The organism is Mycobacterium sp. E2989 (genome assembly GCF_001667595.1).
Taxonomy (GTDB): domain Bacteria; phylum Actinomycetota; class Actinomycetes; order Mycobacteriales; family Mycobacteriaceae; genus Mycobacterium.
In genome coordinates this window covers 1-22060 of sequence record NZ_LZJX01000071.1, presented here as the reverse complement: position 1 = coordinate 22060, position 22060 = coordinate 1, and the positions used below count along the sequence as shown (strand labels likewise).

At 69.2% G+C, this 22060-nt stretch carries 22 protein-coding genes, 1 tRNA gene and 1 pseudogene; 7 read left to right on the top strand and 17 right to left on the bottom strand.

Annotated features, from left to right (window positions below):
* The first annotated feature begins 23 nt into the window (after positions 1–23).
* Positions 24–332, top strand: coding sequence for a hypothetical protein (locus A5680_RS25225; protein ID WP_369827656.1), 309 nt, complete (start codon positions 24–26; stop codon positions 330–332).
* Here the strand turns inward: A5680_RS25225 and A5680_RS12880 are convergent.
* The 13 genes and pseudogenes from A5680_RS12880 to A5680_RS25735 all read right to left on the bottom strand — a co-directional run.
* A pseudogene (locus tag A5680_RS12880) lies at positions 229–655 on the bottom strand (undecaprenyl-phosphate alpha-N-acetylglucosaminyl 1-phosphate transferase); the annotation flags it as partial. The gene A5680_RS25225 and the pseudogene A5680_RS12880 sit on opposite strands and share 104 nt — an antisense overlap.
* Positions 656–678: 23 nt before the next feature.
* The gene (locus A5680_RS12875; RefSeq protein WP_055402428.1) at positions 679–1338 is read right to left on the bottom strand and encodes an L-threonylcarbamoyladenylate synthase; all 660 of its coding nucleotides are present in this window, start codon (positions 1336–1338) and stop codon (positions 679–681) included.
* Complete coding sequence (gene prmC / locus A5680_RS12870) at positions 1331–2179, bottom strand: peptide chain release factor N(5)-glutamine methyltransferase (protein WP_067819859.1); 849 nt, start codon at positions 2177–2179, stop codon at positions 1331–1333. Before prmC ends, A5680_RS12875 begins: the two co-directional genes overlap by 8 nt.
* A complete protein-coding gene (gene prfA, locus A5680_RS12865) occupies positions 2176–3249 on the bottom strand; it encodes a peptide chain release factor 1 (RefSeq protein ID WP_067819856.1) in 1074 nt (357 codons plus the stop codon). The genes prmC and prfA overlap by 4 nt, the downstream gene beginning before the upstream one ends.
* Positions 3250–3343: 94 nt before the next feature.
* Complete coding sequence (gene rpmE / locus A5680_RS12860; RefSeq protein WP_055402362.1) at positions 3344–3574, bottom strand: 50S ribosomal protein L31; 231 nt, start codon at positions 3572–3574, stop codon at positions 3344–3346.
* Positions 3575–3689: 115 nt separating this feature from the next.
* Positions 3690–5522 (bottom strand): transcription termination factor Rho, encoded by a 1833-nt coding sequence (gene rho, locus A5680_RS12855; RefSeq protein ID WP_067819853.1) that lies wholly within the window; start codon positions 5520–5522, stop codon positions 3690–3692.
* 265 nt (positions 5523–5787) lie between these two features.
* Positions 5788–6735: a homoserine kinase gene (gene thrB / locus A5680_RS12850; protein WP_067819850.1), complete on the bottom strand. Its 948-nt coding sequence runs from the start codon at positions 6733–6735 to the stop codon at positions 5788–5790.
* Positions 6736–6737: 2 nt separating this feature from the next.
* Positions 6738–7820, bottom strand: a complete 1083-nt coding sequence (gene thrC / locus A5680_RS12845) for a threonine synthase (protein WP_055402369.1) — start codon at positions 7818–7820, stop codon at positions 6738–6740.
* Positions 7817–9142, bottom strand: coding sequence for a homoserine dehydrogenase (locus A5680_RS12840; RefSeq protein ID WP_067819845.1), 1326 nt, complete (start codon positions 9140–9142; stop codon positions 7817–7819). Before A5680_RS12840 ends, thrC begins: the two co-directional genes overlap by 4 nt.
* A 3-nt stretch (positions 9143–9145) precedes the next feature.
* Positions 9146–10564: a diaminopimelate decarboxylase gene (gene lysA, locus A5680_RS12835; protein ID WP_067819843.1), complete on the bottom strand. Its 1419-nt coding sequence runs from the start codon at positions 10562–10564 to the stop codon at positions 9146–9148.
* Entirely contained in the window at positions 10561–12213 is a 1653-nt protein-coding gene (argS, locus tag A5680_RS12830; protein WP_067819839.1) for an arginine--tRNA ligase, read from the bottom strand. Before argS ends, lysA begins: the two co-directional genes overlap by 4 nt.
* A gap of 113 nt (positions 12214–12326) precedes the next feature.
* A complete protein-coding gene (locus tag A5680_RS12825) occupies positions 12327–13469 on the bottom strand; it encodes a DSD1 family PLP-dependent enzyme (RefSeq protein ID WP_067819836.1) in 1143 nt (380 codons plus the stop codon).
* Positions 13466–13918 carry a hypothetical protein gene (locus tag A5680_RS25735; RefSeq protein ID WP_055402380.1) on the bottom strand — a complete coding sequence of 151 codons (453 nt, stop codon included), beginning with the start codon at positions 13916–13918 and terminating at the stop codon, positions 13466–13468. Before A5680_RS25735 ends, A5680_RS12825 begins: the two co-directional genes overlap by 4 nt.
* 99 nt (positions 13919–14017) lie before the next feature.
* Here A5680_RS25735 and A5680_RS12815 point away from each other — a divergent pair, with 99 nt between their 5' ends.
* Together A5680_RS12815 and A5680_RS12810 are read left to right on the top strand one after the other, a co-directional pair.
* Positions 14018–14986, top strand: coding sequence for a GlxA family transcriptional regulator (locus A5680_RS12815; protein ID WP_067819833.1), 969 nt, complete (start codon positions 14018–14020; stop codon positions 14984–14986).
* 87 nt (positions 14987–15073) lie between these two features.
* A tRNA-Arg gene (locus A5680_RS12810) sits at positions 15074–15146 on the top strand.
* A 65-nt stretch (positions 15147–15211) separates the two neighbouring features.
* Here the strand turns inward: A5680_RS12810 and A5680_RS12805 are convergent.
* Complete coding sequence (locus A5680_RS12805) at positions 15212–16981, bottom strand: GNAT family N-acetyltransferase (protein WP_067819831.1); 1770 nt, start codon at positions 16979–16981, stop codon at positions 15212–15214.
* A gap of 90 nt (positions 16982–17071) precedes the next feature.
* On the opposite strand from A5680_RS12805, the gene A5680_RS12800 reads away from it, so the two are divergent.
* Entirely contained in the window at positions 17072–17851 is a 780-nt protein-coding gene (locus A5680_RS12800; protein WP_055402386.1) for an alpha/beta fold hydrolase, read from the top strand.
* A 21-nt stretch (positions 17852–17872) separates the two neighbouring features.
* Positions 17873–18637 (top strand): S9 family peptidase, encoded by a 765-nt coding sequence (locus tag A5680_RS12795; RefSeq protein ID WP_055402388.1) that lies wholly within the window; start codon positions 17873–17875, stop codon positions 18635–18637.
* Between the two features lie 28 nt (positions 18638–18665).
* Here the strand turns inward: A5680_RS12795 and A5680_RS12790 are convergent, their stop codons facing one another.
* The gene (locus tag A5680_RS12790; protein WP_055402391.1) at positions 18666–19166 is read right to left on the bottom strand and encodes a nitroreductase family deazaflavin-dependent oxidoreductase; all 501 of its coding nucleotides are present in this window, start codon (positions 19164–19166) and stop codon (positions 18666–18668) included.
* A 174-nt stretch (positions 19167–19340) separates the two neighbouring features.
* Here A5680_RS12790 and A5680_RS12785 point away from each other — a divergent pair, with 174 nt between their 5' ends.
* Both A5680_RS12785 and A5680_RS12780 read left to right on the top strand, forming a co-directional pair.
* Complete coding sequence (locus tag A5680_RS12785; protein ID WP_369827655.1) at positions 19341–19961, top strand: glycoside hydrolase; 621 nt, start codon at positions 19341–19343, stop codon at positions 19959–19961.
* Between the two features lie 210 nt (positions 19962–20171).
* Entirely contained in the window at positions 20172–20495 is a 324-nt protein-coding gene (locus A5680_RS12780; RefSeq protein ID WP_067819828.1) for a DUF732 domain-containing protein, read from the top strand.
* Positions 20496–20538: 43 nt separating this feature from the next.
* Here A5680_RS12780 and A5680_RS12775 read toward each other — a convergent pair whose 3' ends face one another.
* Together A5680_RS12775 and A5680_RS12770 are read right to left on the bottom strand one after the other, a co-directional pair.
* Entirely contained in the window at positions 20539–21024 is a 486-nt protein-coding gene (locus A5680_RS12775) for an NUDIX hydrolase (RefSeq protein ID WP_231633791.1), read from the bottom strand.
* Positions 21025–21079: 55 nt separating this feature from the next.
* The coding region (locus tag A5680_RS12770) for a tetratricopeptide repeat protein (protein ID WP_156675093.1) at positions 21080–22060 on the bottom strand (981 nt) is incomplete at its 5' end.

Below are 22060 nucleotides of genomic sequence, written 5' to 3'. Positions count from 1 at the left end.
TGCTGGTGGCCGGCGCGGTGATCATGGGCATCGGCCTCATCGACGACCGCTGGGGACTGGACGCCCTGACGAAGTTCGCCGGCCAGATCACCGCGGCCAGCGTGCTGGTCACCATGGGCGTCGCGTGGAGCGTCCTCTACATCCCGATCGGTGGCGTCGGCACCATCGTGCTGGACCAGGCTTCCTCGATCCTGCTCACGCTCGCGCTCACGGTGTCCATCGTCAACGCGATGAACTTCGTCAGGGCGTCCAGTCCCCAGCGGTCGTCGATGAGGCCGATGCCCATGATCACCGCGCCGGCCACCAGCACCGCGGGCATGCCGGTCGAGTAGACGAACCCGCGCGTGAGGGCGGGAAGCTGGGACGCCAGGAAGACGGCCGAGACGACGCCGAGAAACATCGCCAGCCCGCCCATCCGCGGGGTCGGTGTCACGTGGACGTCGCGTTCCCGGGGGTAGGCGACCGCGCCCAGCCGGGTGGCGAGCACCCGCACCGGTCCGGTCGCGAAGTAGGTGATGATCGCCGCGGTCAGTCCCACCAGCGCCAGCTCGCGCAGCGGGACGCCGGCGCCGCGATCGACCAGGGCGAGCAAACCGCTGGCCAGGTTGGCTGGACCGCCGATCGCGTCGCTGGACACGTCGAGACCGTACTGCACCAACCTGGCAACCACCGCTCCGGTCAGGGTTGGGCGGTCAGGCTTTCGGCGTCCACGCCGAGAACTTCCGCGATGCGTTCGGCGCTCACCGGGCCGGGCCGCAGGATGCGCGGGGCGGGGCCGGTCAGGTCGACGATGGTGGAGGCGGCCTGCTGCTCGGCCGTGCCCGCGTCGAGATAGACGTCGACGAGATCGCCGAGTTGGTCACGGGCCTGCGCGGCATCGACCGCGGGCGGGCGGCCGGAGACGTTCGCGCTCGACACCGCCATGGGCCCCACCTCGCGCAGCAGCTCGATGGCCACCGGGTGCAGCGGCATCCGCAGCATCACGGTGCCGCGGGCGTCACCGAGGTCCCACTGCAGCGACGGCGCCTGCGTCACCACCAGGCTCAGCGCGCCCGGCCAGAAGGCGCGGATCAGGTCGCGGGCCCCGCCCGGCATGGTGTAGACGAGGCCCTCGATGGTGTGCCAGGAGCCGACCAGCACGCCGACGGGCATGTCCCGGCCCCGGCCCTTCGCCGATAGCAGGGCGCCGACCGCGGCGCTGTTGAAGGCGTCGGCCCCGATGCCGTAGACGGTGTCGGTCGGCATGACGACCAACCGGCCGCCCTTGAGCGCCCCTGCCGCCGAGGCGATTCCGCGCGACCGCTGGTCGGGGTCGGCGCAGTCGAAGATTTCAGTCATCGGCCCCACCCCTTCGAGCCGTCACGAATCGCGGCCGGCCGGCCAGGTCTTTGTGCGCGCGGACGTCTTCGAAAAGCCCCGTGCCGGCGACCATTTCGACGGTCCGCGCGGACGTGGTGTCGTCGTGCTCGATGGCGAAGATGCCACCCGGGCGCAGCCAGCGGCCGGCCACGCCGACGATGGGGCCGATCACCGCCATCCCGTCGGGACCGCCGAACACCGCGTGGCGCGGATCATGTTGGGCGACTTCGGGTTCCACGGCGGTGGGGTCGGGCACATAGGGCGGGTTGGCCACCACCAGGTCGACACCGCCGTCCAGTTCGGGCAGCAGGCCGGGCGCGGTGACGTCGGCGTGGACGAGTTCGACCGCGGTGCCCGCCGTGTTGCGCCGCGCGTAGCGCAGGGCCGCCTCGGAGTCGTCGACGCCGATGACGCGGGCGGCCGGGCGGTGATGCGCCAACGCCACCGCCAACGCCCCGGAACCGGTGCACAGGTCGACGATCACGGGCCGCGCGGGCAGGCGTTGTTCGGTGACCCACGCGAACAGGGCTTCCGTTTCCGGGCGCGGGATGAAGACGCCGGGGCCGACGTGCAGCGTCAACGGTCCGAACGCGGCGCCGCCGGTGAGGTGCTGCAACGGCACCCGTCGGGACCGCGCGGCGACGACGTCGCGGTAACGGTCGAGAAAGTCGTCGCCGGGCGACTCGAGCAGGGCCAGCCGGCCGCGCTCGGTGCCGGCCAGGTGGGCCGCCAGTTCCTCGGCATCCCAACGCGCGGAGTCGATCCCGGCCTCGGCGAGCGTCGCCGCAGCGGAGTCGATCGCGCGCCGCAGGGGGGTCATGCCTGTTGCAGCCGGGATTGTTTGTCCGCGGCGCCCAACGCGTCGAACATCGCGTCGAGGTCGCCGTCGAGCACCTGGTCGAGATTGTGCGCCTTGTAACCGATCCGGTGGTCGGTGATCCGGTTCTCGGGGAAGTTGTAGGTGCGGATGCGTTCGCTGCGGTCCACAGTCCGGATCTGGCTGGCCCGATCGGCCGAGGCGTCGGCCAGCGCCTGTTCCTCGGCCATCGCCTGCAGGCGGGCGGCCAGCACCTGCAGCGCGCGCGTCTTGTTCTGCAGCTGCGAGCGCTCGTTTTGGCAGGTGACCACGATCCCGGTGGGCAGGTGCGTGATTCGCACCGCCGAGTCGGTGGTGTTCACGCCTTGCCCGCCCTTGCCCGAGGAGCGGTATACGTCGATGCGCAGATCCGATTCGTCGATCTGCACCTCGCCCACCTCCTCGGGTTCGGGATAGACGAGCACCCCAGCCGCCGAAGTATGAACGCGCCCTTGGGATTCCGTCACGGGGACGCGCTGCACCCGGTGCACGCCGCCCTCGAATTTCATGCGGGACCACACCCCGTCGGCGGAGTCGCCCTTGCTGGCGATGCTCAGCGTCGCGTCCTTGTAGCCGCCGAGGTCGGACGTCGTCTCGTCCAGCACGGTGACGTTCCAGCCGTGCCGCTCGGCGTAGCGGATGTACATCCTGGCCAGATCGGCGGCGAACAACGCCGATTCCTCGCCGCCCTCACCGGATTTGACCTCGAGCACGATGTCGTCGGCGTCGTGCGGGTCGCGGGGCGCCAGCATGTCGGTCAGTTGGGTGTCCAGTTCGGCGACCCGCTCCTGCAGCTCGGTCACCTCGTCGGCGAAGGATTCGTCGTCGACGGCCAGCTCCCGGGCGGTCTCCAGGTCGTCGCGCGCCGACTCCAGCTTGCGGTAGGTGGCGACGATCGGGGCCAGCCGGGCGAACCGGCGGCCGGCCTTGCGCGCCTCGCCGGGATTGCTGTGCAGGTCGGGATCCGCCAGCCGCCGCTCGAGCTCGGCGTGTTCGGCCAGCAGCACGTCAATCGTCTGCACCGGCTGCGTCATGTGTCACCTCCTGCCCGGTTCCGCGCCTGGATGCCGCAAACGCAAACCGACGCCCGGCCTGTGCTCTTGCACAGTTCGGGCGTCGGCAACGCAGCTACTTGTCGGTGTTGTCGGCACCTTTGCGCTTGCCGTAGCGCTTCTCGAAGCGGGCCACGCGGCCACCGCTGTCGAGGATCTTCTGCTTACCGGTGTAGAACGGGTGGCACTGCGAGCACACCTCGACGACGATGTTGCCGCCGGGCTTGGTGCTGCGGGTGGTAAAGGTGTTCCCGCACCCGCAGTGCACGGTGGTCTCCCCGTAAGCGGGATGAATGTCAGATTTCATGCTGTCCTCTTCGATCTTGTCGGGCGTCGATTATGCCAGGTCAACCGCTGTTCTCCCAAACAACGGGGTGCCCGTCCACATTCCCGGCGCATCCGTTGCCTCGGTACCGACCCGACTAGTCGTTGTCCATCGATCCCGGCGTGGTCTTGGACACCTGCACCAGGAACTCGTAGTTGGTCTTGGTCTTGCGCAGCTGCGACATCAGCAGGTCGATCGCCTGGTGGGAGTCCAGCCCCGACAGCACGCGGCGCAGCTTGTGCACGATGCCGAACTCGTCGGGCGACAGCAGCAGCTCGTCCTTGCGGGTACCGGACGGGTTGACGTCCACCGCCGGGAAGACCCGACGCTCGGCGATCTTGCGGTCCAGCTTGAGCTCGGCGTTACCGGTGCCCTTGAACTCCTCGAAGATGACCGTGTCACCGGTGGACCCGGTCTCGACCATCGCGGTGGCGATGATCGTCAGCGACCCGCCTTCCTCGATGTTTCGCGCGGCACCCAGGAAACGCTTCGGCGGGTACAGCGCGGTGGAGTCAACACCACCGGACAGGATCCGGCCGGACGCGGGCGACGCGTTGTTGTAGGCGCGCCCCAGGCGGGTGATCGAGTCGAGCAGCACCACGACGTCCTTGCCCTGCTCCACGAGCCGCTTCGCGCGCTCGATCGCCAGCTCGGCGGCTTGTGTGTGGTCCGACGGCGGCCGGTCGAAGGTGGAGGCGATGACCTCGCCCTTGACCGAGCGCTGCATGTCGGTGACCTCCTCGGGCCGCTCGTCGACGAGCACGACCATGAGGTGGCATTCGGGGTTGTTCTTGGTGATCGCGTTGGCGATGTCCTGCATGATCGTCGTCTTGCCGGCCTTGGGCGGCGACACGATCAGCGCGCGCTGGCCCTTGCCGATCGGCATGATCAGGTCGATGACCCGCGTGGTCAGCCGGTCGGGCGTGGTTTCCAGGCGCAGCCGCTGGTTGGGGTAGAGCGGCGTCAGCTTGGTGAAATCGGGCCGCTTCTTGGCGTCCTCGACCGGGCCACCGTTGACGCTGTCCAGCCGCACCAGCGGGTTGAACTTCTGCCGCTGGTTGGGCTGCTCCCCCTCCTTGGGCACGCGAACCGCGCCGGTCACCGCGTCACCGCGGCGCAGACCGTTCTTGCGCACCATGTTCATCGACACGTAGACGTCGTGCGGACCGGCCAGGTAGCCGGAGGTGCGGACGAACGCGTAATTGTCGAGAACGTCGAGGATGCCGGCGACCGGCTGCACGACGTCGTCCTCACGGAGTTCGGTGTCGCCGCCCTCGCCGGATCGCTCGCCGCGCCGCCTGCGATCGCGGTCACGGAAGCGACGGCCCCGGCGGCCCTGACGGCCCTCGCCGTCGTCGTCCTGCTGGTTCTGGTTCGAACCGCCGCGAGACTGCTGACCGCCCGAGCCTTGCTGATCACCGCCTTGGTCGCCGCCGTCCTGGCCGCGCGCGCCGCTCTGGTTGTCTTTCCTGGCGCCCTGGCGGGTGTCGTCCTCGCCGGTGGCGTTGCCCTCGCGGTTGCGTGGGCGCTCGCCGTCCGCCTCGTCGGCGCGGGCCGATCCCGGCTCGCGGGAGGCGCTGCGCCGCTCACGGCGGGGCGCCTCGGTCGACGAACCGTTCTGGTTCTCCTCCTCGGCGGCCGGTGCGCCGGCGGCGGCCTCCGGCTTGCCGCCGTCCTCGGCGGGGGCGGAAGTCCCGTTGGACTGTCCCCTGATTTCCTTGATGGCGGCGATGAGTTCGTTCTTGCGCATGCCCGACGTCCCCTTGACGCCGACCTCGTTAGCCAGCGCGCGCAATTCGGGAAGCACCATGGTGGACAGTGAGCCAACCGGTGCATCGGTTTTGACGTCGGATGTGTCTGGGGTCACAGCGTTCGGCGCCTCATTGCTGTCGGCGCTCGCGTCAGCCGTGAACAGGTCCGTATCGGTCACGGATTTCCTTTCTTCCCCCGTTGATCAGGTCATCCGGGGGGTCGTTGCATTCAGCGAAATTGCCGAGTGCGCCCAATCATCGACTCTGCAACGGTGATCGCCTTAAACGGCGGAGTAAGCGGCGAACCTCGTTCACGAGAAGAATTGGTGTGTCCTAGCGGCAAGGCAGTATGTATGCAGATGCAGATGCTGCGATTGCTGGACGGGTCCGAGGATAGCCCGCATCCTGCCTGGAAGCAAGCAAACCCTCCGGCCGCGCCGTGGATCAACCGGGGACTGTGACGCCCGGGCTCCAGCGAACTCCTTCGCCGGCGGTCATCCCGGTCATGGCAAATCCGTTGGCGGCCCCGTACTCCACCACCTCCGTGGGCAACTCCGGCTCCGTGCTCAGGGCAATCAGCGCCGGACCAGCCCCCGAAAGCGTCGCTGCCACGTTATGACGCCGCAACAGCCGCAAATATTCCGCGGACGCCGGCATCGCCGGGGCGCGCTGCGGCTGATGCAGGACATCCTCGGTGGCCGCCATGAGCAGATCCGGGCGTTCGGTCAGCGCGACCACCAGCAGGGCGGCGCGGCTGACGTTGAACCGGGCGTCCTCGTGGCTCACCTGGGCGGGCAACAGCACGCGGGTCTCGGCGGTCAACGAGCGCTCTTGGGGTATCGCGCAATACAGCCGGATGTCCGGGTGCAGCCGCAGCGGCACCGCCGAATACCGGGGCCGCTCACCGGAGGCGTCGATCCACGACACCACCGCACCACCGAGCACGGCGGCCGCGGCGTTGTCGGGGTGACCCTCGAATTCTGACGACAGCTGGATCAGCTGCGAATCGCTGAGTGGTTTCGAATCCGTCTGTGCCACAAGACCGTTCGCCGCGGCCAGGCCGCCCACCACGGCCGCCGCCGACGAGCCGAGGCCGCGGGAGTGCGGGATGGCGTTGCGGCAGCGGACCACCAGGCCCGCGGCGCCCACGCCCGCGGACCGCAGCCCGCATTCGACGGCGCGCACCACCAGGTGTTCCGGGCCAAGGGGCACCTGGTCGGCGCCCTCCCCCTCGACCAGCACCACCAGGCCGGAATCCGTTGTCTCCACGACGATCTCGTCGATGAGGCTCAATGCCAGCCCGACGCTGTCGAAACCGGGCCCCAGGTTGGCGCTGGACGCCGACACCACGGCGCTCGCCACCAGCCCGGCGGGCAGCATCTGGGCCGTCATATTCAGGCCAGGCCCAACTTCTCGACGACCAGCACCGGATCGACGGGCAGCGGCGACACCGTCGGCATGTCCCGCAGCGCCGTATCCGGGTCCTTGAGGCCATTGCCGGTCACCGTGCAGACCACGGTCGACCCGCGCGCCACCCAGCCGTCGTCGACGGCCTTGAGCAGCCCCGCGATGCTGGCCGCCGACGCGGGCTCGACGAAGACGCCCTCGCTCTCGGCGACCAGGTGGTAGGCGGCCAGGATCTCCTCGTCCGTGGCGGCCAGAAAGCGCCCGTTGGACTGCTGCTGCGCGTTGACCGCGGCGGCCCACGAAGCGGGGGCACCGATGCGTATCGCGGTCGCGATCGTCTCGGGGTGGCTGACCGGGGCGCCGTGCACCAGCGGCGCGGCGCCGGCCGCCTGGGTGCCCAGCATGCGCGGCAGCTTGTCGGTGACGCCGTCGTGGTGGTATTCGGTGTAGCCCTTCCAGTACGCGGTGATGTTGCCCGCGTTGCCAACCGGGAGGGCGTGCACGTCGGGCGCGCTGCCCAGCGCGTCGACGATCTCGAACGCCGCCGTCTTCTGACCCTCGATGCGCACCGGGTTGACCGAGTTGACCAACGCGATCGTCGGGAAGTCGGCGGCCATCTTCCGGGCGAGTTCCAGGCAGTCGTCGAAGTTGCCGTCGATCTGAATGATCTTGGCACCGTGCATGACCGCCTGAGCCAGCTTGCCCATCGCGATCTTGCCCTGCGGGATCAGCACCGCGCAGGTGATGCCGGCGCGGGCGGCGTAGGCCGCCGCCGAGGCCGAGGTGTTGCCGGTCGACGCGCACAACACGGCCTGCTGGCCGCGGGCCAGCGCGTCGGTGACCGCCATGGTCATGCCGCGGTCCTTGAACGAGCCGGTCGGGTTGAGGCCCTCGACCTTGAGATGCACCGTGCAGCCGGTCTTTTCGGACAGGCGGGTCGCCGCGATCAGCGGGGTGCCGCCCTCGAGCAGGGTGACCGGGGTCCAGTCGTCGCCGATCGGCAGCCGGTCGCGGTATGCGGCGATCAGGCCGGGCCAGGGCTGGTGCACGGCGGTGCGCGGGACGCTCATCGGCCGGTCTCTTCGAGTCGCAGCACGCTGGTGACGCCCTGCACCACGTCCAGATCCGCCAGCGCGTCGACGGTTTCGGACAGCGCGGCGTCGGTGGCGCTGTGGGTGACCACCACGACCCGGGCCCCCACCCGTCGCCCGCCTTCGTCGGACACGCCCTCCTGGCGGACCTCGGCGATGCTGACCTCGCGCTTGGCGAATTCGGCCGCCACCGTCGACAACACACCGGGCTTGTCGGCGACGTTCATGCTGACGTAGTAGCGGGTGGAGATGAAACCCATTGGGGCGATGGGAAGCTGGGCGTACTTGGATTCCTTCGGCCCGCGGCTGCCCAGCACCCGGTTGCGGGCGGCCATCACCAGGTCACCCGTGACCGCGGATGCGGTGGGCGCGCCGCCGGCGCCCTGGCCGTAGAACATCAGCCGGCCGGCGGCCTTGGCCTCGACCACGACCGCGTTGAACGCCCCGTTGACCGTCGCCAACGGATGCGACAGCGGCACCAGCGCCGGGTAGACGCGGGCCGAAACCCGTTCCTGCCCATCGTCGGTCGCGATCCGCTCGCAGATGGACAGCAGCTTGATGGTGCAACCCAGGGCGCGTGCCGAGGCGAAGTCGGCCGGCGTGATCTTGGTGATGCCCTCGCGGTAGACGTCGTCGGCGGTCACCCGGGTGTGGAAGGCGATCGACGCCAGGATCGCGGCCTTGGCCGCGGCGTCGTAGCCCTCGACGTCGGCGGTGGGATCGGCCTCGGCGTAGCCCAGCGCGCTCGCCTCGGCCAGCGCGGTGTCGTAGTCGGCGCCGGTGCTGTCCATCGCGGACAGGATGTAGTTGGTGGTGCCGTTGACGATGCCGGCGACCCGCAGCACCGTGTCACCCGCCAGCGATTGCGTCAGTGGGCGGATCACCGGGATCGCACCGGCGACCGCGGCCTCGAAATACAGGTCGACATGCGCGTTTTCGGCGGCCTGCGCCAACTCCCCGGTGGAGGTGGCCAGCAGCGCCTTGTTCGCGGTGACGACGGACTTGCCGTGTTCGAGCGCGCGAAGGATGGCCTTGCGCGCCGGCTCGACCGGCCCCATCAGCTCGACGACGATGTCAACGTCTTCGCGCGAGACGAGTTCCTCGATGTTGTCGGTGAGCAATTCGATCGGGACGCCGCGGTCGGCGGCGACGCGCCGCACCCCGACGCCGCGCAACGCCAGGGGTGCGCCCACCCGGGCCGCGAGGTCGTCGGCGCTGCCCTCGATGATCCGGACCACTTCGCTTCCGACGTTGCCGAACCCGAGCACCGCCACGCCCACGGGCTTTTCGTCACGGGGCACCGTTCACCTCACTTCCAGACTGAGTAGATCGTCGACCGTCTCGCGGCGCAGGATCAGGCGGGACCGTCCCGCCCGCACCGCCACCACCGCCGGACGGCAGACCATGTTGTAGCGGCTCGACAGCGAATAGCAGTACGCGCCGGTCGCGGCGACCCCGAGCAGGTCGCCGGGCCGCAGGTCGTCCGGCACCCATGCGTCGCGCACGACGATGTCGCCGGTCTCGCAGTGCTTTCCGACGATCCGGGCCAGCGTCGCCGGTGCGTCGCTGGTCCGCGAGACCAGCCGCGCGTCGTACTGCGCGTCGTAGAGCGCGGTGCGGATGTTGTCACTCATGCCACCGTCGACGCTGACGTACCGGCGCTGGGCCGTGCTGCTCACGTCGACGTCCTTGACAGTGCCGACCTCGTAGAGCGTGATGGTGCCCGGCCCGGCGATGGCACGGCCGGGCTCGACCACCAGCCGCGGGGTGGGCAGGCCCACCGCCGCCGACTCGTTGGCGACGATGGCCGTCAGCTTGGCCGCCAGCTCGGCCACCGGGGGCGGGTCGTCGGTGCCCAGGTAGGAAATGCCCAGGCCGCCACCGAGATCCACGGTCGAGATCTGGCCCGTCTTGTCGACGCCGAATTCGTCGACAATCTGGTGCAACAGCCCGATGACGCGGTGCGCGGCGACCTCGAAGCCGTCAACGTCGAAGATCTGCGAGCCGATGTGGCTGTGCAGCCCGACCAGGCGCAGGTGATCGGCGGCGAACACGCGGCGCACGGCGTCCATCGCCGCGCCGCTGGCCACCGACAGCCCGAACTTCTGGTCTTCGTGTGCGGTGGAGATGAATTCGTGGGTGTGGGCTTCCACCCCGACGGTGAGCCGCACGTAGACGTCCTGGACGACGCTAGCCTCCCCCGCGATGGCATCGAGGCGCTCGATTTCGGTCATCGAGTCCAAGACGACATGCCCGACACCGGCTTTGACCGCCGTCGTCAGCTCGGCGACGGATTTGTTGTTGCCGTGGAAGGTGATCCGCTCCGGCGGGAAGTCGGCGTGCAGCGCGACGGCGAGCTCGCCGCCGGTGGACACGTCGATGGAGAGGCCTTCCTCGTTGACCCAGCGGGCAATCTCGGTGCACAGGAAGGCCTTGGCGGCGTAGCACACGTTGTGCCCGCCGCCGAAGGCCGTCGCGAGTTCGCGGCAGCGGTAGCGGAAGTCGTCCTCGTCGATGACGAACAACGGGGTCCCGTATTCCTGGGCGAGCCGGGTGAGCGGGATCCCGGCGAGGCTGGCCGTCCCGGTGTCGTCGCGAACGATGTTGAGCGGCCAAACATTTGGCGCAAGCCGCAACAGCTCGTCGGCGGACTGCGGTCGCGGCGGGCTGTTGGGATGCCGGGTCTCCTCGGCGTGCCGGGGACCGGCGGGGTGGACGTTCACATTCGCTCCGGGGCGGTGACGCCGAGGATCGTCAGGCCGTTGGCGATCACCTGGCGGGTGGCCGCACACAGCGCCAGGCGCGCGGTGTGCAGGTCGGTGGGTTGCTCGTCGCCCTGGGGCAGGACCCGGCACGAGTCGTAGAACCGGTGATAGTCGCCGGCGAGGTCTTCCAGGTAGCGGCACACCCGGTGCGGTTCCCGCAGGGACGCGGCCGTTTTCAGCACCCGGGGGAATTCCCCGAGGGAGCGCAGCAGCGTCCCCTCCTTGTCGTGGCTGAGTAGCTCGAGGTGGCCGGTGTCGGGAGCCAGGCCCAGCTCGGCGGCGTTGCGGGCCAGCGCCGAGAGCCGGGCGTGCGCGTATTGCACGTAGTAGACCGGGTTTTCATTCGACGCCGACGACCACAGCGCCAGGTCGATGTCGATGGGGGTGTCGACCGAGGAGCGAATCAGGCTGTAGCGCGCCGCGTCGACACCGATCGCCTCGACCAGGTCGTCGAGCGTGATCACGGTGCCGGCCCGCTTGCTCATCCGCACGGGCGCGCCGTCGCGGACCAGGTTGACCATCTGCCCGATCAGCACCTCGACGTGGGCCGGGTCGTCGCCGAACGCGGCGGCCACCGCCTTGAGCCGGGCGATATAACCGTGGTGGTCGGCTCCGAGCATGTAGATGCACAGGTCGAAGCCGCGCTGCCGCTTGTCCAGGTAATACGCGATGTCACCGGCGATGTAGGCCGGGTTGCCGTCGCTCTTGATCACGACGCGGTCCTTGTCGTCGCCAAAAGCGCTGGTGCGCAACCAGGTTGCGCCGTCCTTCTCGTAGATGTTGCCGGTCTCGCGCAGCCGGGCGATGGCCTGGTCGACCCGGCCGCTGGTGTGCATCGAGTCTTCGTGGGTGTAGACGTCGAAGTCGGTGCCGAACTCGTGCAACGACTCCTTGATGTGGGTGAACATCAGGTCGACACCGATCTCGCGGAACGTCTCGCGCATCTCGGCGTCGGGCAGGCCCAGCGCGTCGGGCGCCTTGGCCAGCACCTGCGCGGCGATGTCGTTGATGTAGGCGCCGGCGTAGCCGTCCTCGGGGGTCGGTTCGCCCTTGGCCGCGGCGATCAGCGAGCCGGCGAACCGGTCGATCTGGGCGCCGTGGTCGTTGAAGTAGTACTCGCGCTCGACGGCGGCGCCCTGGGTGCTCAGCAGCCGGCCCAGCGCGTCGCCGACGGCGGCCCAGCGGGTGCCGCCGATGTGGATCGGCCCGGTGGGGTTGGCCGAGACAAACTCCAGGTTGATCTTGTGGCCCGCCTGCGCGTCGGAGTGGCCGAAGGTGTCGCCGGCGTCGAGGACGTTGTTGACGATCACCGCCTGCGCCTGCGCCTCGAGGCGCAGGTTGATGAAGCCGGGCCCGGCGACCTCCGCCGAGGCGATGCCGTCGGCCCGCACCAGCGCCTCGGCCAGCCAGCCCGCCAGTTCGCGGGGGTTGGCGCCGACCTTCTTGCCCAGCTGCAGGGCCAGGTTGCTGGCGTAGTCGCCGTGCTCGGGATTGCGGGGCCGCTCCACGGTGACCGTCGCCGGCAGGGCGGCGGCATCCAGCCCGCGCTCGGCCAGCACCGCGGCGGCGGTGCTCCTGAGCAGCTCGGCGAGGTCAGCGGGGGTCACGAGCGTCCATCCTATTGGCTCGCGCTCCCCGGCCCGAATCCATTGCGGGCGGCAGCGCGAACCCACCAGGGCCTCGGCCCGTTCAGGGCCCGGCTACGCGGGGCGCTGGGCCGCTATCGGCTGGCGCGAGCAGCCTCGATTGGCACGATGGCCACCAGCCGATCACCGCGCACAACGTGGTAGGCGTCATACCGGTCAACGGTGGGATCGCAGTGCGGGGTGGCGAACTCCACGCGTTCCCCGAGGCCGACGGGTGAGCCCGCGGGCCGGGTGAGCGCACCATGCTCGTCGCCGAAAAACACGTACGTCGAGGCGCCGAACCGCCCGCCGGCCGGCCGCGGCATGGGGCCGTCCGTCGCGAAAGCCTTGAGCCCGGCGTCGACGGTGACGATTCCGTCGGCGTTGGCGCTCACCACCTGGCTCGATACCCACAAGCTGGTTTGGAAGGCTCCATCGGCGTCGGCCCCCAGCGCGTCGGAGTACTGGACGTCCATGAACACATACGAGCCCGGCTGCACTTCGTTGAGGACACCCAAGTCCAGATCGGCCGCGACCGTTCCGGTCCCGCCGCCGGTGACGATGCCGACCGGGTAACCGGCGGCTCGGATCGCGTCGACCGCGCGCGAAAGCCGCTCCATGCCGACGCCGACGGCCTCACAACGCTTTTGGAAGCCGACGATGTGCTGCCAATGACCGCCGTAGCCCTGGACGCCGGTCAACGCCAGCCCCTCGCGTCGATGGACGTGCTCCGCCAACGCGACCGCTTGTTCCGGGCCGGAGACGCCGGTGCGGCCCAGCCCCACATCGACGTCGATGAGGACATTGACGCGCATGCCGCGGCGGCACGCTTCGACGCTCAGCGCGGTCACCGGATCGGGATGATCCACCACGCACGCGAATCCGGGGTCTATCGCCGCCACGTCGCACAGCCGCTTCGGCATGGCCGGATCGGCGACCGGCGAAGTCAGGAGAATGCCTCGGACGCCGGCCGCTGAAAGCGCTTCGGCCTCACCGATTTTGGCGCAGCAGATCCCGACGGCCCCGGCTTCGACTTGCTTTCTGGCGATCCAGGCGCATTTGTGCGTTTTGGCGTGCGGGCGCAGCCCGACCTTGTCACGCGTCCGCTCGGCCATTCGGCCGATGTTGGCGTCCAGCGCCGCCTCGTCCAGGATCAGCGCCGGCGTCGGCAGGCGGTAACGCGAGTTCGGCTCGCCAATCATGGCTTGCGCCAACTGGTCTGCCGGACGAATCGTCATCCGGGCGCCACGGAGGTCAGGTGCTCGAATCCCGCCTGCGAGACGATGTCCGGCAGGCGGCGGATCGCTCCGTTCTGCGCCCATTGGCCTTCGGGCACTTCGTGAATGACGCACGACGTGACGACCATCCTGTCGCCAGCGCCGGCCGCCGCTGCGGCGACCTCCTGAAGCTCGCCGGCGAATTGCGCCTTGCGGGCACCGTCGAGAACCCCGGCGCTGACCTGCCAATCGATGAAGACGCCGGAGACCGCGGCGTCCGCCGAGGCGCCGGCGGAGTAGAAGCCGCCGGGCGGGAGCTCGTGCAGCAGGACCAGGGCCCGCATGCGGTGCTGAGGTAGGTCGGGCACCGATTCGGCGCGGCACGCCGCCTCGGTGAGACCCGTTACCAGACGCTGCTTGCCGGTGTCGTCGAAGGCGCCGGACGTGAGGGTTACGTGCATCAACGGCATGACATCTACCTTTCGCGGTTTCGTGCTCTCGTAATCTCCCCCACCGGCGCCGCCCAAAGCCAGTGGCAAGACAGACAGCTTTCTTGCATAATTCGCCACATGATCGGTTTCGACGTCCTAGTGCTCGACGGCGCCAGCGCGAGCGCCGTCGGCGTGACGGTCGACGTGATCTCAGCGGCAAACCGGATCCTCGGCAGGCCCGCGTTCGATCTTCGAGTGGTCTCGCCGCACAGCAGCGTTGCCCTACGGGGTGGCCTGGCCGCCGCCGCGGAACCTCTGGCGCACGCCGCGGCGCGAGAAGTCGTGGTCGTACCCGGCTTGGGTGCCGCGCAGCCCGAGGAGATTGCCGACCGGCTCAGCCGCCCCGACGTCGACGTCGCCGCCGAGTGGTTGGCCGATGGGAGCGCTTCAGGCGCAGAAATCGCGGCCTCGTGCACGGCCGTATTCGTCCTCGCCACGGCCGGCCTCCTCGACCAGCGACGCTGCGTCACGACGTGGTGGCTCGGGGCCGATCTCGCCCGGGCCGCGCCGGCGGCCCGCGTCGTCATCGATGAAATGGTTGTTCGCGATGGGTCGATCTGGACGGCCGGAAGCGCGTTCGCACACATCGACCTGATGCTCGCGCTGATGCGCGAGCACGGCGGCGCGGCGCTTACCGACGAACTCGCGAACCGGCTTGTCGCCGATCAGCGCACGTCACAGGCGAGCTTTCTCATTCCCTCACACTTGGCGGCGCGCGACGAAACCGTCGCGAGCCTGGAGCGTTTCGTCCGGTCGCGGTTGGATGAACCACACACCCTCGACTCGCTGGCCCGCCAGTGCGGCCTCAGCACCCGGACGCTGGCGCGCCGGACGCGAAACGCCGTGGGACTCAGTCCGCTACAGCTGGTGCAGCGGGTTCGCCTCGAGCGCTCGCTGCATTTGTTGCGCACCACCCGCATGCCGCTTGAAGAGATTGCTGCCGCAGTGGGATTGGCGGATCCGGCGACGCTGCACCGGCTGGTGAAGAAGCACACCGGGCAATCGCCCGGCGCGCTGCGCCCGAGCGCCCAGGCGAGGGCCTCGTGATCGGCGCTTGAGCTGTGGCGGGGTCACGACGTTAGCGTGCATGCGTTACTCTGGCGGGGCCCAATGGCGCATCACCGAAGTCGAAGCGCCCCCGTAGCTCAGGGGATAGAGCGTCTGCCTCCGGAGCAGAAGGCCGCAGGTTCGAATCCTGCCGGGGGCACTCATGTTCTTGCAGTTCAGACGGTGTTTCCATTACCCACGCTGCAACATTCACCGCGCATCAACTCAGATGGTGCATTTCAGCCCGACGTGGGCGTCGTGGTACCCGAGCCGGCGATAGAACGCCCGAGCCCTTTCGCGAGCCTCGTCTGTGGTCACCTGCGCCAGCCGTGCCCCGTGTGCCCGGCCGTAGTTGTGTGCCCACTCGACGAGTGCAGTACCAATACCCTGGGCACGTTCGGCTTTGGCGACCCGTAGCCCCTCGATCTGCAGCCGGGTGGCGCCACCGCGGGAAAGGCCGGGAATGATCGTCAATTGCACGGTCGCGACGACCTTGTCGGAACCGTTCAGGACGACTCCGAGATAGTTGGATCGGTTGCGAACGACGATGTCGTAGGCCGCCTCGTAGCGTTCGAGTTCGGCGGCTTCGCGATCCTGACCGAACTCATCGTCGGAGAGCAGCTGGGCGATCACCCCCACGTGTTCGCGCGTCGCGCGCTGCACACGATATGTGCGCTCGGCTACCCGCAGCAGTCCGCGAACCGAGGACTGCGCCAGTGCCTGTAGGCGGGCTACCAACAGGTCGAGCCACCCCCCAACGTTTGTTCGTGCCTCCGCGGTATCCGGGTAGCGGCATCGCAGATGTAGCCCGGACTCGTCCTGGATGAACCAGAGCATGACGCCGTCGGTGTCAACGCTCGCGCTCACGTACTGGGCGTCGAGTCCGACCGAGTCGATGCGCACCGGAAGTCTGCTTTGGTCCAACCAGGAAATCGCGAACATGCCTGGCGCGATGGGCATTCCACCCCACGGAGCCAGTACGTCGGCCAGTGGCCAGGAACCAAGCTGCACGGCTTCTTTGACGGCGGCGGCCGCGGCGTGCGGCTCGGCAACCGCCGATTCCAGGACCGAATTGGTGATGAACCAGCCGACCGAGTCGTGCCATTTGTCTTCAAATCGGCTGTGCACGGGGAAGACCGCGCGCAGCGGCGCCCCGGCCAACTCGCGGGTCACCGCAGTCATGGCGACCACAGCGAGTGCCAGCGTCGAGACACCGTCGTCGCGTGCCTGCGCGGCGAACGCGGCGCCGTCATCGACATCGAACACGTCACGCACTTCAACGCGTTCCGGATGCGGCCCGGACTCGCCCAACGGCAGCGGAAACCGTGGCATCACCCCACCGCTGTCGCTGATGATCTGTGCCCATCGCGCGCGCACGCTGTCCGGTGCCGCGGGAAGGTCAAGCAGCGCTTGCGTGTGCACGACAAATGCCGGCGGCGGCGACTGCGGCGGTGACGTAGGTCCGATCCGGGCGTCGGCGAGCATCGACAGCAGGTCCCGCGCAATCACCAGCATCGACCACATGTCCACGTGGGCGTGGTCGGCGGCGATCACCACCGTCAATCCGGCGGCAGTCTCCAACACACACAACCGATGTGACGGCCGCTGATAGGGCGAGCACGTCGCATTGAGAACTACCCGCAGTGCGTCGTTCACCGCCTGGCCCGGAGCGATCTCATGCTCTACCCACCCACCTGGGTGAACATCGATCTCATGCAGCTGCGGATCGCCGTCCGTCCCGGGTGTGAATGCCGTTCGTAGCGTGCCGTGGCGGGCGATCACGGCCAGCCAGGCATCGGCCAACGATTGGCGGCTGACCCCCGCCGGCAACCGAATGGACAGCGCCATCCAGGAACCGGGCCGCGCTCCCGCACCGACGTGTATGCGCTGGTCAAACGACACCGGGAGCTGCTTGCCGAGGTCAGACACCGACACGTCGTAGCCCCAGAGTCGCCCGAAGGGGAGCCGCAGGTGCGCCACGTTGGTCAGCCGCATGGCGGTACCCTAACGCCCCGGATAGCCTGAATGCTCGGTCAACGCGGTCGGCTCCGGGGCGAGCCGTCCGGTCGTGAAAAGAGTTGGGTGATGTCCACTTTCGTGGTTCCCGGAGCAGAGCTTGCGGTTGAACTGAGCGACGAAGGTGGTCATCCGGTGGTTCAACTGCACGGACTTACCTCCAGCCGGGCGCGTGACCGGGTGCTCAATCTCGACCTCGGCAGGGGACTCAGCGGGACCCGACTGCTCCGGTATGACGCACGCGGCCACGGCAAGTCGACCGGGCGCAAGGTCCCGGAGGATTACCGATGGGAAAGCCTTGCCGAGGATCTTCTGCAGCTGCTCGACAAATGGTTTCCCGGCGAGCGCGTACACGGAGTCGGCCCGTCCATGGGTGCCGGCACGCTGCTGCACGCGGCTGCCCGCGAGCCGGACCGCTTCGCCGGCCTCACGCTCATGGTGCCGGCCACGGCGTGGGAAACCCGGCCCGCGCAGGCGGCGATCTACCGGGCCGCGGCCGACTTCATCGAAACCGAGGGTGTCGGGGCATTCATTGCGTCGTCGCGTGGGGTGACTCCGCCGCCGGCCACGGTCGGCAGGCCCGAAACGGTTCCCGATGTGGCCGACGCGCTGCTGCCGTCACTGTTTCGGGGCGCGGCTCTCAGCGACCTGCCCGCGCGCGAAGCGGTCGCACGAATCGATGTGCCGACGACGATTCTGGCCTGGGTCGGCGACCCGGCGCATCCGATGTCGACAGCGGAATCGCTTGCCGCACTGATGCCGCGGTCAACGCTCACGGTGGCGCACATCCCGGCCGATGTCGAGACCTGGCCCCAGATCCTGAGCCAAGACGTCGCCCGCAGAGGCTGACGGGCGGGTTAGATCGTCAGCATGGGCGAACGTGTCACGTTCCAAGGTTCCACGGGCGCGATGCTGGCGGGCGTCATCGAGGTCCCGGACGGACCGGTGCGCGGCTGGGGCGTGTTCGCGCACGGCTTCACGCTGGGCAAGGATTCGCCCGCCGCGGCGCGGATTTGCAAGCAACTGGCCGCCGACGGCATCGGCATGCTGCGCTTCGACGCGCTGGGTCTCGGCGGATCGGAGGGCGACTGGGGCGACGGGTCGTTCACGGTCAAGGTCGACGACATCGCCCGGGCATGCGAATTCATGACGACCCGCGGGACGCCGGCCGACATCCTGATCGGGCACTCGTGGGGCGGCGCGGCGGTGCTCGCCGCGGCCCGACAGTCGCCCGGCGTGCGGTCGGTCGTCACCGTCGCCGCGCCCGTCGACCCGAGCCACGTCGAGAAGCATTACGACGCGGTCGTCGACCGGTGCCTGGCGGAGGGCAGTGCCGAGTGGATGGTCGGCGGGCGGACGCTGACACTCAAGCGAGCCTTCGTCGAGGACGTGCGCGCCGCCCACCTGCGCGACAAGATCAAGGGCCTGCGGCTTCCGCTGCTGATCCTGCACTCGCCCACCGACAACACGGTCGGCATCGCCAACGCCAGCGAGATCTTCCGCCTGGCGCGCCATCCGCGCAGCTTCGTCTCGCTCGAGGGGTCGGATCACTTTCTGACCGTTCGCGGGCAAGCCCGCCGGGCCGGGCGGATCATCGGCGCCTGGGCCGATGCCTACTTGGGCGACGCGGATTGACCCCAGATCGTCTGCGGGACAGCCGAATTCAGTTGCGCGCCAGGATGAACGCCTCGATGTGCCGATTGCCGGCCCGCACCTCGTACTTGCGCCAGCCCGGATACAGCTCGAGGCCCTTGGCCCAGATCTCGTCGCGCTCGTCCGGCGTGGCCAGGCGCGCGGTGGCGTGCCAGGTGTCGCGCCCGATCGACACCGTCGCCTCCGGATGGGCCTTCAGGTTGTGGTACCAGGCCGGATGCTTGGCGCCGCCGAAGTTGGAGGCGATGAGTGCCAGCCCATCCGGATGCGGGATGCCGTAGACGGCGACGGTGCGGGGCTCGCCGGATTTGGCGCCGGTGGTGGTGAGCATGACCACGGGGATGCCGGTCGCGACTCCAGCGAAGCTGCTCCTGCCCCGGGTGACCGTGGTGATCAGCCGGTCGAGGTGGTGCGCGGTGTGCCGCAGCAGCGCCACGCCCACCGGCGTCGACGCGAAGCGGCGCATCGTCCGGTGGAAGAGGTTGGCGTCGGCGAAGGACTGGCTGGACATGGTGTCATTGTGGACCGCTCGGGAAGCGCGCAGACCCCTATTCGGCCGAGCTGAACAAAACGCGCCACACCCGCCCCACACGACACTAAGCTGCAGCTCGTGGGCAGGAACCTGTTAGCCAACGGCCGGAGCCGATGGCTGGCCATCGCGGCCTCGCTGGTGCTGTCGGCCGGCATGGTCTACGCCCAGGGCACCAAGCCGCGACCCTCCGCGCCCACCCCGCCGCCCGCGACAGCCACCAGCGCGGCCGCCGGACCCGCCGACGCGGCCCCCAGCGCACCGGCCAACGCCCCGCACACCGCCACCCCCGAGGAAGTGCAGATGCTGACCGCAAACGCGCCGCCGGCGGCCGGCCAGCAGTTCCAGGTGGCGCTGCCCCACGGCGTCGGGTCCGAGGACAGGCTGCAGGTCAAGACGATCTGGGCGGAGCGGGCCATCAGCGTGCTGTTCCCGCAGATCACCACCATCGGCGGATACCGGGAGGACGCGCTGCCGTGGCATCCCAACGGCCTGGCGATCGACGTGATGATCCCCAACCACAACAGCCCCGAGGGCATCGAGTTGGGCAACCAGATCGCCGGCTACGCGCTGGCCAACGCGAAGCGCTGGGGAATCAACCACGTGATCTGGCGGCAAAAGATCTACCCCGGCGTCGGCGGGGGCAGCTGGACCGCCGACCTCGGGTCGGAGACCCTCAACCACTACGACCACGTGCACATCGCCACCAATGGTGGCGGATACCCGACCGGGCACGAGGTCTACTACATCGCCTCGATGACGCCCGCGCCGCAGTGACTCAGCCGGTTCCGGCGGCTTAGTCGTGCACTGAACGTGGGGTTCGGCCTGACCGGCCGCCGCGCTGCTGCCGGACTTGCTGGCGGCGTACCTGGCCCCTGATAGCGCGCCAAGAATTTGTTGAGAACCCGTTAAGCCCCCGTGCTGATTCTGTGATCAACGCACCAAGCGTCCACCCGAAAAATTCACCTCAGCACCAAGGAGACCCCGATGTTCTCTCGCCGTTTCACCGCCTCCGTCGTTGGCACCGCCGCCCTGGGCCTGGCCGCGCTCGGCCTCGCCGGCACCGCGGGCGCGAGCTCGGTCGACGACGCGTTCCTCGCCCAGCTGGCCTCGGACGGCATCACCCCGCCGAGCGCTTCGGTCGCCATCAAGGACGCGCACGCCGTCTGCAACGCCCTCGACCAGGGCCACTCGAGCAAGGAGGTCATCAGCGCGGTGGCCCAGGCGACCGGCCTGAGCACCAAGGGCTCCAAGACCTTCGCCGTCGACGCCGCTTCGGCCTACTGCCCGCAGTACGTCACCTCGGCCTGACCACCACCCTCACGGTGCGGGGACCCGGCGGGTCCCCGCACTGTCATGCCTGCCGCAGCAGGAACAGGCCGTAGGCGGCGACGGATTGCGCGTCGGCGATCACTCCCGAACGGATCAACTGCTCGACGTCCTCGCGGTCGAACCAGGCGCTGCGCAGGTCCTGTTCCTCGGGCTCGAGATCCGGCTCCCCCTCGGCGATTCCGGTGGCCAGAAACACCCATCCGCGTTGGCTGGTCATACCCGGGGCGACATCGAGCCGGCCGAGCACCTCGAACGACGTCGCGCTCAGTCCCGTTTCCTCGCGCAGCTCACGCCGCGCCAGCTCGGACGGGTCGGTGTCCGCCAGGCCCGGCGCGGTGCCCTGCGGGAATTCCCACCGCCGCTCCCCCAGCGGATACCGGAACTGCTCGACCAGCCGGAAGCGCCGTCCGTCGAACGGCATCACCAACGCATAGTCCGGTTTGTCCACCACGCCATAGATGCCCGGGCTGCCGTCCTGGCGACGGATGTCGTCCTCCCGGAGCACCATCCATTGGCTCCGATAGATCTCGCGGGTCGCGATGCGTTCGATCACCAACCCAGTATCACTGGGCCGCCGTGAAGCGGTCGTAGGTGCGGCGCAGGGCTCCACGGTCGGCCGAATGCAGCGCGCTGGTGAGGGCCTCGAACACGTCGACGTGTCCGACGGTGGGATCCGACGTCACCCCGCGGGTGTATTCCCACGGCAGGGACCGTCCGCGGCGCAGCACCTCGCCGAGATACCACACCGCGCCGTCGACGAAGGGCGCGTTGCGCTCCTCGTCCAGCAGCTGCTCGGGCGTCGGGGCCTGCTGGATGACGAGCTCTTCCAGAGCATCGAGGGAATCCGGGGAGAAGTCCCATATGGCGTCGCCGCCGTAATGGTTTGCCCAGACCGGGAATTGGGCCCCGCGCTCGGCAAGCCAGCACCGGAGATATTCGCCATCCGAAAATCGTTGGGTGGCTTGCTGTTTGGCGAGCAGGCGGCGCTTGTTGGCTTCTTCGACCCGGCCCCGCACCCCGTTGGCCCACCGGCGGTCCTCGACGCGGCCGCGCCATTTCGCCAGTTCCTCCCGGGCGGCGACGGTGACGAAGTTGTCGGCGCCGAAGACCCGGGCCTCGTCGTCCACCAGCGCTTCCCAGGTGGCGACCTTCTCCCGGCAGTCCGCGGGCTCGGGCTCCCAGAGCGCGATGGTGTGCCGGGCGATCAAGGTGTGGCGGTGGTCCGGCCCCAGCTTCTCGAGCATCACCTCGAGCAGCGACCGAAGCTCGGCCAAGGCGCCGGCGCCGTCGACCGACTCGCCGTGCCACTGCGCCAAGGCCATCCGCGTGCCCAGGGTGTCCTCGTGGTGGTCGCCGAGCACCCGGGACCGCGCGGCGAGGACCTGTTCACCCTCGGCGATGGCGCCCGGGTAGTCGCCGAGCTCCTTGCGCTTCTGCGCAACCCGGTCCCTGGACGTCAGCGCGGTGGGGTGCTCGACGCCCAGCACCCGCTCCTCGTCGGCCAGCAGCTGCTGCCATTCGGCCAGCGCGGCCCGCCCCTCCTG